Raw genomic sequence first — 16938 nt, 5'->3', positions numbered from 1 at the left:
ATGAGCGCTCTCGAACTTGCCGTTCAGGATGTTCGTGGGGCGCAGATCGCACTCGCCGTGGGGGCGGCGCGTGTTGAACTCTGTGCGGCACTGGGGGCAACCGGTGGTCTCACCCCCAGCTACGGATTGATCGAAGCAGTTGTGGCAGTGGGTGTTCCGGTGCATGTCCTGATCCGGCCACGGGCTGGTGGATTTGTATACTCTGCCGACGAGATGGTGGTGATATGCCGTGACACACGCGCCGCAGTGGCAGCAGGTGCGTCCGGGATAGTGATCGGCGCTCTGACCGAAACCTCCGCGGTCGATGTCGACGCGATGCGTTCGATCATCGACTGCATCGACCCGTCAACTGTCGAAGTCACCGCACACCGCGCCGTCGACGTGGTGCCGGACAGAAATGTGGCACTCGACATCTTGGTGGATCTCGAAGTAACCCGGGTCTTGACGTCGGGCGGTGCCCCGACCTGCGCCGAAGGGCTGGCGGAGTTGGGGACCCTGGTCGATCACGCCGCGGGGCGGATCCAGATCATGGCCGGTGGCGGCGTCCGGATTCCCGATATTGCCGCAATTGCGGCGACCGGAGTCGACGCGATCCACTTGTCCGCTCGCGCGATCGTCGAAGGTTCCGGTGGGCCGGGCGGTGGTAGCGGTGGATATGAGGTCACTGACCGGGAAATTGCGCTGTCCGCGGCTTCGGCCCTAGACATACATGGACATCCAACTATAGGATGGTAGACATACTCGGCGCTGCTTCTCGGGCAGTCCACAACGAGCAAGGAACGGGTTAGCACAATGGTTGACAATGCGGCAGTTCAAGAGTTGACGCACTTCGTCGGTGGCAAGCGGGTTCCCGGAGCTTCCGATCGATTTGCAGACGTCTTCGATCCCAACACCGGTAAGGTTCAGGCGCGCGTCCCGCTCGCAAGCAAGGCCGAAACCGAAGCCATCATCGCCAATGCAGAAGAGGCGCAGAAGGTCTGGGCTGCTTTCAACCCGCAGAAGCGCGCCCGCGTGCTCATGAAATTCCTCCAGCTCGCTCAGGCTGAGATGGACTCCCTCGCTCGTCTCCTCTCGTCCGAGCACGGCAAGACCGTCGCTGACGCCAAGGGTGACATCCAGCGTGGCCTCGAGGTCATCGAATTTGCCGTCGGTGCTCCGCACCTGCTCAAGGGCGAATTCACCGAGAGCGCAGGCACGGGTATCGACGTGTACTCGATGCGTCAGCCGCTGGGCGTCGTTGCCGGCATCACGCCCTTCAACTTCCCCGCGATGATCCCGCTGTGGAAGGCCGGCCCGGCCCTCGCCGCAGGTAACGCCTTCATTCTCAAGCCGTCCGAGCGTGACCCCTCCGTGCCGCTGCGCCTGGCCGAGCTGTTCCTCGAAGCCGGACTGCCCGCTGGCGTGTTCAACGTGGTCAACGGTGACAAGGAAGTTGTCGACGTCCTGCTCACCGACGACCGCATCAAGGCTGTCGGTTTTGTCGGCTCCACGCCGATCGCCCAGTACATCTACGAGACCGCCGCAGCTCACGGCAAGCGTGCACAGTGCTTCGGTGGTGCCAAGAACCACGCGATCGTCATGCCCGACGCAGACCTCGACGAGGTTGCCGACGCCCTGATCGGTGCCGGCTACGGCAGCGCCGGTGAGCGTTGCATGGCCATCTCCGTTGCCGTTCCCGTCGGCGAAGAGACGGCAGATGCGCTGGTTGCCAAGCTGAAGGAACGCGTCGCGAAGCTCAAGATCGGTCGCAGTGACGACGAAGGTGTCGACTTCGGACCCCTCGTCTGCCAGGACGCCCTCGACCGCGTCAACAACTACGTGCAGATCGGCATCGACGAGGGCGCAACGGCAGTCGTCGACGGCCGCGGCTTCACCCTCGAAGGCCATGAAGGCGGATTCTTCGCCGGCGCAACCCTGTTCGACAACGTTACGTCGGATATGCGCATCTACAAGGAAGAAATCTTCGGACCCGTACTTCAGGTTGTGCGCGCTGCCGATTACGAAGAGGCACTGCGTCTTCCGACGGAACACGAGTACGGAAACGGCGTCTCCATCTTCACCCGTGACGGCGATACCGCTCGTGACTTCACGGCCCGCGTCAACGTCGGCATGGTCGGCGTCAACGTGCCGATCCCGGTCCCGATCGCGTACCACACCTTCGGTGGCTGGAAGCGCTCCGGCTTCGGTGACCTGAACCAGCACGGTCCCGACTCCTTCCGCTTCTACACCAAGACCAAGACGGTGACGCAGCGTTGGCCTTCCGGCAAGAAGGAAGAGACCAATCACTTCGTCATCCCCACGATGAACTGATCGGACTACCTTCCATGTTTACTCTGACCGATGACGAGCGGGCGATTCGTGACACTGCCCGCGACTTCGCGGCCGAGCATCTGGCACCGAATGCGGTGGAGTGGGATCAGACCAAGCATTTCCCGGTGGACGTTCTCCGCAAGGCGGCGTCCCTGGGGATGGGCGGGATCTACATTCGCGAGGATGTCGGTGGCAGTGAACTGACCCGCGTCGACGCCGCTCGGATCTTCGAGGAGCTCGCCAAGGGAGATCCGTCGATCGCCGCGTACATCTCCATCCACAACATGGTCACGTGGATGATCGACCAGTTCGGCAACGACGAACAGCGCCACAAGTGGGTACCCGGACTCTGCTCGATGGATCAGTTGGGCAGTTACTGCCTGACCGAACCCGGTGCAGGTTCCGACGCGGCCGGCTTGAGCACCAAGGCTGTTCGCGACGGCGACGACTACATCCTCAACGGTGTCAAGCAGTTCATCTCCGGCGCAGGGACTTCCGATGTCTACGTCGTGATGGCCCGAACCGGATCTGCTGGTGCCAAGGGAATCACGGCGTTCATCGTGCCGAAGGATGCGCCTGGCCTGTCCTTCGGTGCCAACGAGATCAAGATGGGCTGGAACGCACAGCCCACTCGTCAGGTGATCATGGAGGACGTGCGCGTTCCCGCCGCCAACATGCTCGGCGAAGAAGGCAGCGGATTCCGCATCGCGATGAAGGGCCTCAACGGCGGTCGCCTCAACATCGCGGCGTGCTCGGTGGGCGGCGCACAGGCGGCGTTCGACAAAGCCGTCGGATATCTGGTGGACCGCAAGGCTTTCGGTTCGGCGTTGATCGAATCGCAGGCTCTGCAGTTCCAGCTCGCCGATATGCGGACCGACCTGGAAGCTGCGCGAACCCTGCTGTGGCGCGCTGCCGCAGCTCTCGACGAGGGCGCACCCGATGTCGTGGAACTGTGCGCGATGGCGAAGCGCTTCGCGACCGACAACGGTTTCGACGTGGCCAACCGGGCGCTACAGCTTCACGGCGGGTACGGCTATCTTGCTGAGTACGGGATCGAGAAGATCGTTCGCGATCTTCGCGTTCACCAGATCCTCGAAGGCAGCAACGAGATCATGCGTGTGGTCATCGCTCGCAGTGTGATCGCAGGGCAGGGAAAGCAGGGAGCAGCATGACCGAAGAGAACGAAGTTCTGATCGAGAAGCGCGACGGGCTGGGACTCATCACCCTCAACCGTCCCAAGGCGATCAACGCGCTCAATCACTCGATGGTGACGGCGATGGCCGCGGCACTCGAGGCCTGGAAGTCCGACGACGAGGTCAAGGCCGTTGTCCTGACCGGTGCAGGCGAACGTGGCTTGTGCGCGGGCGGCGACATCGTCTCGATCTACCACGACGCCAAGGACGGCAAGACCGGTTCGCTCGACTTCTGGCGCGACGAGTACATCCTCAACGCCGAGATCTCGAACTACCCGAAGCCGTACATTGCAATCATGGACGGCATCGTCATGGGCGGAGGTGTCGGAGTGTCCGCACACGGCGACGTCCGCATCGTGACCGAGCGTTCCATGATCGGAATGCCCGAGACCGGAATCGGATTCATCCCCGACGTCGGCGGAACGTACCTGCTCTCGCGCGCTCCCGGAGAGCTGGGAACACACATCGCGCTCACCACGGCACGCTTGAGTGCCGGCGACGCCATCGCGACAGGATTCGCGGATCACTTCATCCCGTCCGAGAACATCGAGACGTTCATCGAGGCGATCGCATCGTCGACGGTAGAGCAGGCCGTTGCTCAATTTGCCGAGCCCGCACCGGTTTCGGAACTACTGGCACAGCAGAGTTGGATCGACGCCGCGTACTCGGCAGACAATGTCGTCGCGATTGTCGAGCGACTGCGCGCCAGTGGAATTCCCGAAGCGGAGAAGGCCGCCGAGCAGATTCTCGGTAAGTCGCCGATCGCGCTGGCCGTCACGTTGCGTTCACTTCGTCACGCCAAGGGTGCCGACAGTCTCGAAGACGTTCTGAACGAGGAGTTCCGGGTGTCGACGGCGTCACTGAGTTCGCACGACCTCGTCGAGGGCATCCGCGCACAGGTGGTCGAGAAGGACCGCAACCCGCAGTGGCTGCCCGCGACCCTCGCGGACGTCACCGAAGCCGCCGTGGACGCGTATTTTGCACCCCTCGGCGAGCAGGAACTCGGCCTCACCCCTCAACCGCAAGGCAACTGATCACCGCCGAAGGAGCATCACTAATGAGCACCATTGGATTTATCGGACTCGGACACATGGGTGGACCGATGGCGGCCAACCTCGTCAAGGCCGGACACACGGTAGTCGGGTTCGACCTGGCACCGGCTGCCCTCGAGCAGGCGGTCAAAGACGGTGCATCGGTAGCGGATTCGGCTGTCGATGCGGTGCGCGACGCCGACGTCGTCATCACGATGCTGCCGAGCGGCAAGCACGTTCTGGGGCTGTACGACGATCTGCTGCCCGTCGCTAAGCCGGGCACACTGTTCATCGACTGTTCGACGATCGACGTCGCCGATGCCCGCGAAGCACACGAGCGGGCAGAGGCCGCCGGACACCGTAGCGTCGACGCCCCGGTCTCCGGTGGTGTTGTCGGCGCAACCGCCGGAACCCTCGCATTCATGGTCGGCGGATCCGAAGAGGACTTCCAGGCCGCGTCTCCATTGCTGGACGTGATGGGCCGCAAGGTCGTTCACTGCGGCGACGCCGGTGTCGGTCAGGCCGCGAAGATCTGCAACAACATGATCCTCGGTGTCTCGATGATCGCGATCAGCGAAGCATTCGTTCTGGGCGAGAAGCTCGGACTGAGCAACCAGGCACTCTTCGACGTCGCATCCAACGCATCGGGACAGTGCTGGGCGCTCACGTCCAACTGCCCGGTACCAGGACCGGTGCCTACCAGCCCGGCCAACAACGACTACCAGCCGGGTTTTGCGGTCGCGTTGATGGACAAGGATCTCGGTCTGGCAGCAAATGCCCTGCGTACCAATGGTGTTGACGCCGAACTCGGTCTCAAGGCTGCTGAGCTCTACAGCCAGTACCATGCCGCGGGTGCCGGTGGTCAGGACTTCTCTGCCATCATCAACGACATCCGAGACCGTTCGACCGAAGGACAGCAGTGACCGACTTCAACACCATCATTCTCGAGCGTAAGGGCCGCGTCGGCGTCATCACGCTCAACCGTCCCAAGGCGCTCAACGCACTCAACTCCGAGCTGATGAACGAGGTTGTTGCCGCGGTAACCGACCTCGAAGCGGACAACAACATCGGTGCCATTCTGATCACCGGTTCCGAGCGCGCATTTGCCGCCGGCGCCGACATCAAGGAAATGCAGTCCAAGACGTACATGGACGCGTACGTCGAGGATTTCTTCACCCCGTGGGATCGAGTTGCCGCAGCTCGCAAGCCGCTGATCGCCGCTGTCGCCGGATACGCACTCGGCGGCGGTTGCGAACTCGCGATGCTTTGCGACTTCATCATCGCCGCGGATAACGCCAAGTTCGGCCAGCCCGAGATCAAGCTCGGAGTTATCCCCGGAATCGGTGGCTCACAGCGTCTTACCCGCGCGGTGGGCAAGGCAAAGGCCATGGAAATGTGCCTCACCGGACGCAATATGGACGCCGAAGAAGCCGAGCGCGCCGGCCTGGTGTCTCGCATCGTCCCGGCGGCAGATCTGCTCGACGACGCACTGAAGACGGCAACCACGATTGCCGAGATGTCCCTGCCGATCGCGATGATGGCCAAGGAAGCGGTCAACCGCTCCTTCGAGTCTTCCCTCGCCGAGGGCGTCCGCTTCGAGCGTCGGGTCTTCCACTCGACCTTCGCTACCGAAGATCAGAAGGAAGGCATGGCCGCATTCGTCGAGAAGCGGTCAGCTGAGTTCAAGCACCGCTGACAAGTCCCCACGATCCTGAAGGATTCTGCTCGCTCAGCGAGTGAAATCCTTCAGGATCGTTGTGGTTTCACCCCTCGAAATCGCCAGCGGTCTTCCGCAATTCAGTGAGGATTGTCACTAATTGCGTGAGCTTGTCCGGTTCCAAGCCTGGGTTCGCAAAGACCTTGGCATTCAGCAGTTCCGTAGCCTCGAGCGCCAGTGCTCGGCCGGAATCCGAAATCTCGATGAGTGTTGTACGACGATCGCTGGGGTGAGGGACACGTCGTACCAATTGCGCTTTCTCGAGGCGATCCACCGCATTCGTGACGCTGGTGGGGTGAACCTGCAAGCGTGCGCTGGCCTTCGTCATGGGCAGTGCGCCCGACCTCGTAAAGGTAAGCAGTGTCAACAACTCGTAGCGAGCGAACGTCAACCCGAGCGGTTTGAGCACTTCCTCGACTCGCGCCATCATGATCTGCTGCGCCCGCATCACCGACGTGACAGCGGCCATCCCGTCGGCAACGTCACTCCAACCGTGCTCGGTCCATTGCCGATGTGCCTCTTCGATGGGGTCGATGGGAAGCGGCGAAAGGGGAGGCATACGTTCGATCATCCCATGCCTGCCAGAGCCTGAGCGCCTTGTCTGATTATGTGTCGCGGGCCGTCACATCTGTAGAGTCCTCCGAGTGATTTCAATCCTCGTCGCGGGTGGCGTCTCGTTGTTCGTCGCTCTGTTCTTGACGCCCTTCCTTATCCGGGTGTTGTCCAAACAGGGGCTCGGGCATGAGATCCGCATCGACGGTCCGCAGAGCCATCAGGGTAAGCGCGGTACGCCGTCCATGGGCGGCATCGCGATTATCGCGGGCATGTGGGCCGGGTACCTGGCTGCCCATGCCATCGGTTTCGGTTCGCGCCTGCCCAGATTGTCCGCGTCGGGATGGTTGGTGCTGGCGCTGGCAACATCGTTGGGCGTGGTCGGCTTCCTCGACGACTTCATCAAGATCCGCAAGAAACGCAACCTCGGATTGAACAAGACGGCGAAGACCGTCGGACAGTTGGCGAGCGCCATCATTTTCGGTGTGCTGTTTCTGCAGTTCTCCAACAGCAAGGGCGTAACGCCCGGCAGTCAATATCTCTCCCACGTTCGAGATATCTCGGTGTTCTCGATGGGAACCATCGGGTTCCTGATCTTCTTCTGCGTGCTTGTCTTTGCGTGGTCCAACGCCGTCAACTTCACCGACGGTCTCGACGGCCTCGCAGCCGGGTCGATGGGCATGATCCTGGGCACTTACGTTGTCATCGCAGGATGGCAGTACCGGAACTCCTGCGTCCTCGATCCTGTTGCCGGGTGCTACGACGTTCGCGACCCACTCGACCTTGCGATAGTTGCCGCAGCGGCGGGTGGGGCGTGCCTCGGGTTCCTGTGGTGGAACGCGGCGCCGGCTCAGATCTTCATGGGCGACACCGGTTCATTGGCACTCGGCGGTTTGGTTGTCGGTCTTTCGGTCACCACACACACCGAACTACTGATGGTCATCATCGGCGCCCTGTTCGTGGCCGAGATCCTGTCGGTGATCATCCAGGTGCTTGTGTTCAAATCGTCCGGCCGACGCGTATTCAAGATGGCCCCGATACATCATCACTTCGAGTTACTCGGTTGGCCCGAGACAGTGGTGATCGCTCGCTTCTGGATTTTCGTGGCCATTTCCTGCGTGATCGGACTGGCGACCTTCTACAGCGAATGGTTTGCGGCTGCCGGCTAGACCTGAGCCGTGCGGCTAGTCGCCACTAGAGCGATCAATCCCACGGAAACACAGGCCGTCATCGTGACGGCGAGCGCAGTACTGGTGTTTCCGAGCAGTCCGACAGCCGGGGCGATGGCAGCGCCCACACCGAACTGGAACGCGCCCAGCATCGCGGCAGCCGTTCCGGCTGCTTCTCCGTGACGGGAGAGTGCCAGTGCCGGGGCGTTCGGTAGAACAAATCCCACCGCGCCGAGCATGACCCACAGCGCGATCACAAATCCGATCAGGCCGCCAAGGTCGAGCGCCGCGACGACGATGACCAAGACTCCAGAGGCAACTGCAGTGACAAGCGCCGACCGGGTGATCTGCTGCGGCGTCCAGCGATCCAGCAGACGGACGTTGACCTGTGACGCGCCGATCAGTGCAATGGCGCCGGCGCTGAACAGCAGTGCAAACTCCTGCTGATTGAGGCCGTACTGGTCCTGATAGACAAACGAGGCACCGGAAACGTACGCGAACAGAGACGCCATACCGACGCTGGAGACCAGCGTCAGGACCATGAAGGTGCGATCACGGAGAAGCGATCCGTACATCTGGAGAACTGATCGCACGCCGCTGGCGCGCCGCTTCTCGCGGGGCAGAGTCTCCGGAATCCCGAAGGCGCCGATCATGGCCGTGCCGACACCGATCAATGCAAGGACAACAAAGATCCCGCGCCAATCGAGCGCGACCAACAGTGCGCCGCCGATGCTGGGGGCCAGAATCGGTGCGACGCCGAGAACAAGCATCAGCCGACTCATGACGACGGCGACAGTATTGCCGCTGTACAGATCGCGCACGATCGCCATCGTGACCACAGCGGCAGCAGCGGCGCCCATTCCCTGGAACACCCTTAGGATGCCGAGAACAGCAATCGTGGGCGCAAATACGGCCAGCAACGACGCGACGATGTGCACGCCGATGCCGGCGAGCAATGGTTTCTTGCGGCCGAGAGTGTCCGAGAGCGGGCCGACGAGCAATTGCCCGAGGGCCAGTCCGATCAACGTTCCCGTGATCGTCAGCTGGACCGTCGACGACGAGGTGCCGAGGTCGTCGGCGATATCCGGCAACGCCGGTAGATACATGTCGATGGTGAAGGGGCCGAGCGCCGTCATGGATCCGAGAGCAAGGATCTTTCCGATGCTCGGCTTGCGTTCGACCGTTGTCGGCGAAGCAGCGGGATCCACGGGTGGTGCGGTGGCGGTCTTCTCGGCAGTCACGAAGCAAGTCAGCAACAGGACGGTCCGATTTGTTCCCGTCGGTCAGGGAAGTGTTCGGAAGGACCCCGACCCGACGATCTCGTCATCGGCTTCCACGGTGTAGTTGTACGTCGTATCCGGGGCGAGACTGGAGACGATGCTCAGCGTCCGCAGACCGGTACGCGTTGTGTAGTTGTACACGTAGAACGGGCCTTGGGTGGCTGTGACCCGGAACGTAGTCCGACTGGTTCCGGCAGGAATAGTGACGACTAGATTTGCGCCGATCCTCGTCGGAGTCAGCGTGTAGTTCCACACCGCCGGTGGTGGTGTTGTCGTAGTCGTAGCGACCGGCGTTGTTGTAGTCGTGACCGGCGCCGTTGTCGTGGTGATCGGGGGAGGGCTGGTTGTTGTTGTCGTCGGCTGGGTCGCAGTCGGCTCGGGGGTAGCGGCGACGGTGGTTGTGGGAACCTGATTGTTCGGGGCGTGATCGTCCAGGTGACGCGCGAGAACCGTGCCGAATGTGCCGGAGAGGTTGTGGCCGAGGCCGGCGGGAGACTCGAGATCCGTCGTAAAGCCCTGTGCCGAATACCAAGCCGACCCCTTCTGTGCGTCGAGCACGGCGTTGTAACCGTCGCTGACGTTAGTGCCGTTGTCGGCGGCCCCGGTGTACCAATGCATGGGAAGGTTGGCGATCAGGCCGCCGGCAAAGGGCTGCGCCGAGACGCGTGGCACGCCGCCGCCGCCGAAGACCACAGTGCCGCCGCCGTCGATCTTGCTCGAGTACTTCGGTAGGAAGAACTGAGTGATGAACTGGGAGCCCCCGCTGTAGCCGACGAGCCAGATGTCCTCGGTGTCGATGTTGTAGCCCGTTTCGAGAGTGTCGAGCAGGTTTGCGACAAAGTCTGCGTTTGCGCTCCCGTTTTCCCACCACGTAATTTCGCCGGCAGAGTCCGGGGTGCGCACGGGGACGGTGATGTAACCCCGTGAGCGGGCTTGTGCCACGATGCCCGACGGGCCGCCGAGGCTGTACGACGAGGTGGGGTTCGCGAATTCGTACGCCCCGTCTCCGTGGAACTGCAGCACCAAGCCGGCGGCATGGTCTTGGGGAATGCCCGCGGCGTACACGTGGTATTTCGACGAAAGACCGTTCGACGCGGTGAACGGCTGGAAGGTCCGGTCCGAATAGGCCATGCCGGTGCCGTTGGTGCTCTCGGCCGAGGCGATAGGTGGTGCAACGACGATCGCAGCGAGACCTGTCAATGTGGCCAGTGCAGCTGCGGCCAGGGCAGTCGCGGCCGTAAGTCGTGCTCGGGGCATCGGTGCTGCCTTTCGTCTCGGGGGCATGGCGTAACTTGCGTCACTCCAGCCCCGAGTGAACCATGCCTGTTCTGGTACGGCACAGTCGGTATTTCCCAAGCGAGTACCCCTCCTTTGGCGGTCAGTAACCCAGCAAAGAGGGGGCTAAGCCCCCGTGCGCCTTTCTGGTAGTGCCCGCTACCGGAAAGGCACACAGGGGCGTAGCCCGAATCACGCTGATCAAAACTGTGGTTCGGCGGCGGCATCGAGGGCATAGTTACTTCATGACGCGGGTGTGGCCGAGTGGCTAGGCACCGGCCTGCAAAGCCGTTCACGTGGGTTCGAATCCCGCCATCCGCTCGAATGACAAGCGGGGCCGACAAAAGTCGGCCCCGCTTGTTTCTCGCCGACCATCTGGCGAGTGTTCTGCAACGATCAGCTGTTCACCGGAATAAGCTTCAAGGCCTTCTGGATCGCTGCAAGGACGTCGATGACTGTGCTGAGCGTGCTGATGGAACCCACGAATGTCCTCCGAGTGTTGAAGTGCTCGGCGTTGTGCCGTGCAGGAGAAAGTTAGCAAGCCTGACGGCTTTTTGGGCGGTTTGCCGCTTTCGGAAGAATGAAATCTGGGTCAACATACAAAAACTGGCCGGACTCCCCGAAGGCCGGCCAGTTTTTTGTGAAGCGTGGTGATCAGCTGAAGGCGGACACCGCGGTGAAGAAGGCGATGGCAGCGGCACCGAGCTTGAAAACCTTGGTGATGTCATCGAGGGTGACGCCTTCGGGCAATACGTCTTCAACAGACTGCATGTCGTAAGTCCTTACGTTTGTGGGAACTGTGGTCCAGTACCGCTGCAAGCAAGATACCTAACGTCACGCTTCCGTGGACGGTGGACCGGGTCACAAATGTAACGAATTGCACTTAAAGTCGTGTTATGACGCGCCCGGTGCCGAGATTACGAAGGTACACACGCTCTGGATTGTCGTTTGACGTCCGCGATGAAGGCCCACTAGACGGGCCGGTAGTTGTCCTACTTCACGGATTTCCGCAGGATTCGACGTCCTGGGATGGGCTGGTGCCGTTGCTCCATGCCCGGGGCTATCGGACGCTCGCGCCGGATCAACGTGGCTATTCGCCGGAGGCCCGGCCGAGCGCTCGGAGTGCGTATCGCCGCAGCGAGCTTGCCGCCGACACTGTTGCCCTGATCGACGCAGCCGGCGGCGCCCCGGTGCACCTGGTCGGCCACGACTGGGGAGCCGCCGTGGCTTGGCAGGTCGCGGCCGAGCGCCCGGACTTGATCCGCACCTTGACGGCGTTGTCGGTTCCGCATCCTGCGGCGTTTGTCCGAGCATTGCTGACCAGCAGTCAAGCCCTGCGATCGTGGTACATGCTTGCCTTCCAGCTGCCGATACTTCCGGAATGGATACTGCGCCGAACCGCTGACACAATCCTGGTCAGGAGCGGGCAGAGCCCCGAGTGCGCCCGCCGTGATCGGGACGCGCTGGCCATGCCGGGACGTCTACGCGGTGGCCTGAATTGGTACCGTGCATTGGCGTTCAGCAGTCCGAGCGCGGGTTCCGGACGCATCAACGTGCCGACCCTGCACATCTGGAGCGACGGCGACATCGTGCTCGGGAGAAAGGGAGCCGAACTCACGACGCGATTCGTGGACGGCCCGTACCGATTCGAAGTTCTTCGCGGCGTGAGCCACTGGATACCCGACGAGGCACCGCAGCAACTGGACCGGTTGCTCGCAGAGCACCTGCAGAAGTGACCGCTAGCGGCCGACGTCGGATCCCTGAGCGTCGGCGATCAGAATCGCAGCGTCCTCGGGGAGCAGGAAACCGCTGTCGACGGCACGCCGAGCGGCGTCGGAGAAGGCGGTGACGTACACGTCGTGGCTTGGGTAGAGCTCAGTGAGTGTCGCCGCGTCGAAGGCGACGGTTGCGCCGTTATGCGGCACATGGGTCAGTTCGCCCGTCAACGTGGCAATCGGGACGTCGAGTTGAGGAGTGCGCACGCCGCCGGTCGCGTTGCCGTGCCGGTCTCGCAGCACCGCATTGTCGGCAGTGTCGATGACGGGTGCTGAGGTGGGTGCCGCGCCGCCCGCAGCCCACTCACGCAGCCCGCGCAAAGCGGCGTTGGCGACGTAGCGCTGCGGTCCGTCGTTGACGATCGGGAACAGGGCTGCCAGATCCCTGATGTCGGAGAACTGCCGAACATACTGTGGATGAAGGATTTTCAGAGAATAGGCGTCGGAGTGCGCTGTGCCGGCGATTTCCCAGGTTCGGATCATGTCGGTGTCGGGCTGACGGGCCGCGACAAAACTGGTGGGTCCTGGTCCACCGCACAGTTCGAAAAGCTCGGTCTCGGTGATCAACTGGAAAACCGGAACGTCGAGATCCGTGCGCACGCGGGCAGGCGCCGGATCCATGAGCATCATGCCGTCGCCGCGCGGAGCTCCGATACCTCCGCGCGCGTGAATGATCATGCCGTCGAAGACTCGTGCATGAGAATGAACGGCGTTGGCGTAGGTCAGCATGCGGAAACCTGACTGTGACTGCCCGGCTGCGAGCAGTTGTGTCGGAATCAGGCCGCCAAGCGGATCGACATCGCCGGGCGCACGTAGGGCAGCGCCGACCTGAGAAAAGATGTCGTAGGAGTAATGGTCACCGGGGTGATCAAGTGCGCCGTAACGCTCGGGATCCCAGGTGAGAAGGCCCACGACCCCGTCTCCGAGGCCGCTGCCTCCGGTGCTGGTGATTCCGGCAGCCTGCGCGGAAACACCCACCCACGCATACCCTCTCGTGATCTCCTGGTTCATGTGTCCGAAGTCGACATCGATATCGGTGTTGCCACTGACATTGAGCCACTCGACAACCACGGTTCCGTTGAACCGGCTGGGGTCGGTAGGTGTGCGTACAAGGATCCGGGTGGTAAACGGTGCGGTGGGTCCTTCCGTTACCGACCACTGACCGTCGGACGCCCAGTCTTCTGCGGCGACGTACGACACGGCATCGCCGCTGACAAAAAACTCTCGTTCGACGTACCCTGCCGCCGCGATATCCAACGATGTCGACGTACCGGGGAACCCGTGGGATCCGCCGCCGATCGGTCCGGAAACAAGTGCAGATCGGTTGAGATGCAGAGTCATCGCGAGCGGGCCCTCCGGTTTTCGGCTACAACCGACGAGTTCGGTTCTCGCGGATGATCACACAGTGGAGGGCCCGTCGCCGAGACTTTTCCCGATGAGCGGGACGCGTCAGCGCACCCCGAATCGCTCCTCGACTTGCTCGGCATTCAGGCCGAACTCCTCCAGGGTGTACTTGTGTGCAGGTTTGCGTGCACCGGAACGACTTTCGTCATGCATTGCCTCCATCGACTGTTGGGCGGTGGAGGTCAACGGAAGGTCGAAGTGGGTGTAGATGTTCTCGACGGTGGCGAGTGGATCGGCAACAAAATCCTGGTAGTCGACGTCGATGAATTGGGCGGGATTGTGGTGGGCCCGTGCCGCGTCGAATTGTTCGAGCCCTCGGGCCCACAATTCGAGCTGGCTTTCGCCGATCACCTTGTCGGTGAACGTATTCGACCACCCCTCGGTGGCTTGCGCAGCGAGGCTGCAGACCGACGGAATGATTGTCGTGGGGGAGCGGTGCGTCTGGACGATCAAGGCGTCCGGGTACACAGCCATCAGTTCGTCGAGTGCAAACAGGTGGCTGGGGTTCTTGAGAACCCATCGACGATCCTGATCCGGGAGACCGATCAGCTGCAAGTTCTTCTTGTGGCGCGCATAGGCATTGGACCATTCCTGGCCCTTCAGCCAGTTCGAGTACGTGGGTAGGTTGGCCAGGCACTCGTACGAGACCGACTTGAAGGTCTGCCGGAGCAGTTGCCAGCATTCTTCGACTTCACTGGCGGACATGTAGTGCACACCCATGAACTCGGGGTGTTCGACGTGGTGTTGGCCGAACGTCTCCTCGATCTTGGCGAACACCGGGTTCGATGCCCACGTATCGCGTGGCGGGCGAGGCTGCGGAAACTCCGTCAGCCACATTTCGAGACCCTGATGCGCGGGGTCGACCGTCAAGAGTCGGTGCAGCGCGGTGGTTCCGGTGCGGGGCAACCCGGTGACAAAAATCGGGCGTTCGATCTTGACCTCGGCATGCTCCGGATGCTGCTTCCACGCAGATTCACTGAGGAGGCGGGCAACAAGTGCACCGCGGAGGAAAACGCGAGAGATTTTGCTGCCGAACGGAGTCAGGTCCTCGTCGCGGTCGTACGACTCGAGGAGAACCGACAGAGCTTCGGTGTAATCGTCGACGCCGAAATCGGTGAGCCCCGTCATCTTGGTTGCGGATGCATGAAGATCTTCGACGGTTCCGACGTGTGTGCGCTCAGCCATGATGCTCCTAGTGATGGAATTCGCCGCAGTTGACGTCGATACATTGGCCGGTGATGGCGCTGGCCATCGGCGATGCGAGGAAGATTGCTGCGTCGGCAACCTCGTCGGTGGTGGGGAGGCGCTTCAAATCGGTGTTGGCCGCAGTGTGCTCGTAGATCTGCTCGACGGTCATACCGAACTTTTCAGCTTGATGGGCGAAGTAACCTTTGAGGGTGTCACCCCAGATGTATCCGGGTGCAATCGAATTGACGCGGATACCCTGTGGGCCGAGTTCGGTGGCCAAGGACTGAGACATCGCGAGCAGTGCCGACTTTGCCATCTTGTAGCTGCCGTACCGCTCTTGAGAGTGTCGCAGAACCATCGAGTTGATGTTCACTACCGAGCCCGTCGACTCCGCCAGCGGCGCTGTGAAGAGTTGCGTCAGTCGAAGTGCGCCGAGAACGGTGAGTTCGATGCTGTCGCGGATGTGCTGATAGTCGGTGCGCGCCAATGGCTTCATCGACGGCACGGAAAAGGCGTTATTGATCAGCGTGTCGACTTTGCCGTAGGCGGAGAGGGATTCGGCCACCAGGTTTTCGGCGGACGCCTGATCGGTGATGTCGGTGGCGACGGTGACAGCGCGTCCACCCGCGTCGACTATCTCCTTGGCAACGTCGTCCAATCGTGACTGCGTGCGCGCTGCGAGAACAAGATTCGCACCCGCCGAGGCACACCGTAGTGCCAGAGCACGGCCCAGTGCCGGGCCGACTCCGGAAATGACAACTACTCGGTCCTTCAGTAATTCGGTCATCTGTTACCCCAGCATTCGGTTGTCGATGGCGGCCTGGCGCTGAGCGATTCGCTCTGCCCATTCATCGGTAGTGATGGCGTTGGTGTCGAAATGTGGTAGGTGTTTCGGAATATCCTCAACGGCAACGATTTCGACGGTGGGACCGTCCTCGGGTGTCAGTTCACGCGAGACCCGCTGCCAGCGGAACTGCAGGATCCCGCGCGGGTGGCCGACAGTTTCGACCCAGTTGGTGACGCCGGGATTCTTCTCGCTCACCACCATTCGGATCTTGCCGTCCGGGTCTACCTGAGCCTGGCCGTTGTTGAGTGACGTTTGGTGATTGATGTAGTCGAGCGAGATGTACCACAGGCTGCCGAGTTGGAAGCCCTGGTACGGCGCATCCGAGGCCGGAACGGTGATGACCATGGCCTGATCGTCGGTGAGTTCGTAGTGCCCCACCGAGGAGTACTGCGTGGCAAGACCACCCGGGGTCAGGCGAGGTTCGGTCATGGTGTTGACCGGGAGCTTCAGGTAGAACCACTCCGGGAACTGCAGCCACGTCTTGACCCGCGTGACCAGTGCTTTCCCGGCCCGCGCAAAACGCTTCTCGGTTTCGTCGGCGGTGAGCGGCGCGGGCGCCGTGCCGATCGAATCCGTCCGCTCGATCCGGATGACTCCGCGTTCCTGGCTCCAGTCGCTGTACACCTCTCGCGCGACGAGCTGTGACGATCCCGGTGCAAGTGTGTAGTAATTGGCGCGGCCATCGGCCGGCCCGGGGCCGAACCACACGACAAAACTGCCGTCGTCGGCGATCTCGAGCTCGCGGTCGTCGAACGCAATCTCGCTACCGGGCACGTTCGAGTTGGTGTAGTTGCCGCTCAGGACCTGGAAGCTGAGATCGGCTGTGGTGCCGCGCTTTCCTGTGACCTTGTATTCCTGATCGTCGTTGATGCGGGCGCCGAAGTACAACGTGTCGGGGTTGTCGAGCCCCATTTTCGTGAAGGGGCCGGTTCCCTGGATGAAACTGGGGTGGGTTTTCTCGGCGGCCCAGGCTGCGTGCATTGTCGCGATGACTCCACCTGCCAGGTACTGGTAGCCCTCGAGCAGGTCTTGTTCGGATCTGATGTGCGGGGCCGTCTCGATGAGTTTTTCGGCCTCGGCGATGGCCTGGGCAAACGGGTCCGTCAGCACGCTGGCTCCTCACAGTTCCGGCAGTCTTGCCGGCCCAGAGCGTCGTGGTACAAATATGTACCTATGGGGTAGATCTTGGTATTCTGA

General features: G+C 61.9%; 15 protein-coding genes and 1 tRNA gene. 9 read left to right on the top strand and 7 right to left on the bottom strand.

Annotation, left to right across the window (positions count from 1 at the left end):
- The 6 genes from EEB13_RS27135 to EEB13_RS27110 are packed head-to-tail and all read left to right on the top strand — an operon-like array spanning position 1 to position 6230.
- Positions 1-735 (top strand): copper homeostasis protein CutC, encoded by a 735-nt coding sequence (locus EEB13_RS27135; RefSeq protein ID WP_033236065.1) that lies wholly within the window; start codon positions 1-3, stop codon positions 733-735.
- 57 nt (positions 736-792) lie between these two features.
- Entirely contained in the window at positions 793-2310 is a 1518-nt protein-coding gene (locus tag EEB13_RS27130) for a CoA-acylating methylmalonate-semialdehyde dehydrogenase (protein WP_033236066.1), read from the top strand.
- A gap of 14 nt (positions 2311-2324) precedes the next feature.
- Complete coding sequence (locus EEB13_RS27125) at positions 2325-3482, top strand: isobutyryl-CoA dehydrogenase (protein WP_141486618.1); 1158 nt, start codon at positions 2325-2327, stop codon at positions 3480-3482.
- Positions 3479-4537: an enoyl-CoA hydratase/isomerase family protein gene (locus tag EEB13_RS27120; RefSeq protein WP_033236068.1), complete on the top strand. Its 1059-nt coding sequence runs from the start codon at positions 3479-3481 to the stop codon at positions 4535-4537. Before EEB13_RS27125 ends, EEB13_RS27120 begins: the two co-directional genes overlap by 4 nt.
- Positions 4538-4560: 23 nt before the next feature.
- Positions 4561-5457 carry a 3-hydroxyisobutyrate dehydrogenase gene (gene mmsB, locus EEB13_RS27115; RefSeq protein ID WP_033236069.1) on the top strand — a complete coding sequence of 299 codons (897 nt, stop codon included), beginning with the start codon at positions 4561-4563 and terminating at the stop codon, positions 5455-5457.
- Positions 5454-6230 carry an enoyl-CoA hydratase gene (locus EEB13_RS27110; protein WP_033236070.1) on the top strand — a complete coding sequence of 259 codons (777 nt, stop codon included), beginning with the start codon at positions 5454-5456 and terminating at the stop codon, positions 6228-6230. Before mmsB ends, EEB13_RS27110 begins: the two co-directional genes overlap by 4 nt.
- A 67-nt stretch (positions 6231-6297) precedes the next feature.
- Here the strand turns inward: EEB13_RS27110 and EEB13_RS27105 are convergent, their stop codons facing one another.
- The gene (locus EEB13_RS27105) at positions 6298-6810 is read right to left on the bottom strand and encodes a MarR family winged helix-turn-helix transcriptional regulator (RefSeq protein WP_033236071.1); all 513 of its coding nucleotides are present in this window, start codon (positions 6808-6810) and stop codon (positions 6298-6300) included.
- Positions 6811-6895: 85 nt separating this feature from the next.
- Here EEB13_RS27105 and mraY point away from each other — a divergent pair, with 85 nt between their 5' ends.
- Complete coding sequence (gene mraY / locus EEB13_RS27100; protein ID WP_095888632.1) at positions 6896-7972, top strand: phospho-N-acetylmuramoyl-pentapeptide-transferase; 1077 nt, start codon at positions 6896-6898, stop codon at positions 7970-7972.
- Here the strand turns inward: mraY and EEB13_RS27095 are convergent.
- Together EEB13_RS27095 and EEB13_RS27090 are read right to left on the bottom strand one after the other, a co-directional pair.
- A complete protein-coding gene (locus EEB13_RS27095) occupies positions 7969-9180 on the bottom strand; it encodes a multidrug effflux MFS transporter (protein ID WP_051730677.1) in 1212 nt (403 codons plus the stop codon). The two genes, mraY and EEB13_RS27095, sit on opposite strands and share 4 nt — an antisense overlap.
- A gap of 75 nt (positions 9181-9255) precedes the next feature.
- Complete coding sequence (locus EEB13_RS27090) at positions 9256-10509, bottom strand: hypothetical protein (RefSeq protein ID WP_141486617.1); 1254 nt, start codon at positions 10507-10509, stop codon at positions 9256-9258.
- 268 nt (positions 10510-10777) lie between these two features.
- Between EEB13_RS27090 and EEB13_RS27085 the strand changes: the two genes are divergently transcribed.
- Positions 10778-10848 (top strand) — tRNA-Cys (locus tag EEB13_RS27085).
- A 575-nt stretch (positions 10849-11423) separates the two neighbouring features.
- Positions 11424-12263, top strand: coding sequence for an alpha/beta fold hydrolase (locus EEB13_RS27080; RefSeq protein ID WP_141486616.1), 840 nt, complete (start codon positions 11424-11426; stop codon positions 12261-12263).
- A 3-nt stretch (positions 12264-12266) separates the two neighbouring features.
- Here EEB13_RS27080 and EEB13_RS27075 read toward each other — a convergent pair whose 3' ends face one another.
- From EEB13_RS27075 to EEB13_RS27060, 4 genes are all read right to left on the bottom strand, one after another.
- Positions 12267-13643: an alpha/beta hydrolase domain-containing protein gene (locus EEB13_RS27075; RefSeq protein WP_141486615.1), complete on the bottom strand. Its 1377-nt coding sequence runs from the start codon at positions 13641-13643 to the stop codon at positions 12267-12269.
- Between the two features lie 108 nt (positions 13644-13751).
- Positions 13752-14891, bottom strand: a complete 1140-nt coding sequence (locus EEB13_RS27070) for a sulfotransferase family protein (protein ID WP_141486614.1) — start codon at positions 14889-14891, stop codon at positions 13752-13754.
- A gap of 7 nt (positions 14892-14898) precedes the next feature.
- Entirely contained in the window at positions 14899-15681 is a 783-nt protein-coding gene (locus tag EEB13_RS27065; protein WP_033236077.1) for an SDR family oxidoreductase, read from the bottom strand.
- A gap of 3 nt (positions 15682-15684) precedes the next feature.
- Positions 15685-16851, bottom strand: a complete 1167-nt coding sequence (locus EEB13_RS27060; RefSeq protein WP_141486613.1) for a hypothetical protein — start codon at positions 16849-16851, stop codon at positions 15685-15687.
- Between the last annotated feature and the right edge of the window lie 87 nt (positions 16852-16938).

The organism is Rhodococcus sp. WS3 (assembly GCF_003797085.1).
GTDB classification, from domain to species: domain Bacteria; phylum Actinomycetota; class Actinomycetes; order Mycobacteriales; family Mycobacteriaceae; genus Rhodococcus_F; species Rhodococcus_F globerula.
This window is presented reverse-complemented; position numbering and strand designations above follow the sequence as displayed.

What these genes read in the sequence shown, in the direction of transcription:
- EEB13_RS27135 (WP_033236065.1), top strand. Translation starts at nt 1, where the DNA reads ATGAGCGCTCTCGAACTTGCCGTTCAGGATGTTCGTGGGGCGCAGATC.
- EEB13_RS27130 (WP_033236066.1), top strand. Translation starts at nt 793, where the DNA reads ATGGTTGACAATGCGGCAGTTCAAGAGTTGACGCACTTCGTCGGTGGC.
- EEB13_RS27125 (WP_141486618.1), top strand. Translation starts at nt 2,325, where the DNA reads ATGTTTACTCTGACCGATGACGAGCGGGCGATTCGTGACACTGCCCGC.
- EEB13_RS27120 (WP_033236068.1), top strand. Translation starts at nt 3,479, where the DNA reads ATGACCGAAGAGAACGAAGTTCTGATCGAGAAGCGCGACGGGCTGGGA.
- mmsB (WP_033236069.1), top strand. Translation starts at nt 4,561, where the DNA reads ATGAGCACCATTGGATTTATCGGACTCGGACACATGGGTGGACCGATG.
- EEB13_RS27105 (WP_033236071.1), bottom strand. Translation starts at nt 6,810, where the DNA reads ATGCCTCCCCTTTCGCCGCTTCCCATCGACCCCATCGAAGAGGCACAT.
- EEB13_RS27090 (WP_141486617.1), bottom strand. Translation starts at nt 10,509, where the DNA reads ATGCCCCGAGCACGACTTACGGCCGCGACTGCCCTGGCCGCAGCTGCA.
- EEB13_RS27080 (WP_141486616.1), top strand. Translation starts at nt 11,424, where the DNA reads ATGACGCGCCCGGTGCCGAGATTACGAAGGTACACACGCTCTGGATTG.
- EEB13_RS27075 (WP_141486615.1), bottom strand. Translation starts at nt 13,643, where the DNA reads ATGACTCTGCATCTCAACCGATCTGCACTTGTTTCCGGACCGATCGGC.
- EEB13_RS27070 (WP_141486614.1), bottom strand. Translation starts at nt 14,891, where the DNA reads ATGGCTGAGCGCACACACGTCGGAACCGTCGAAGATCTTCATGCATCC.
- EEB13_RS27065 (WP_033236077.1), bottom strand. Translation starts at nt 15,681, where the DNA reads ATGACCGAATTACTGAAGGACCGAGTAGTTGTCATTTCCGGAGTCGGC.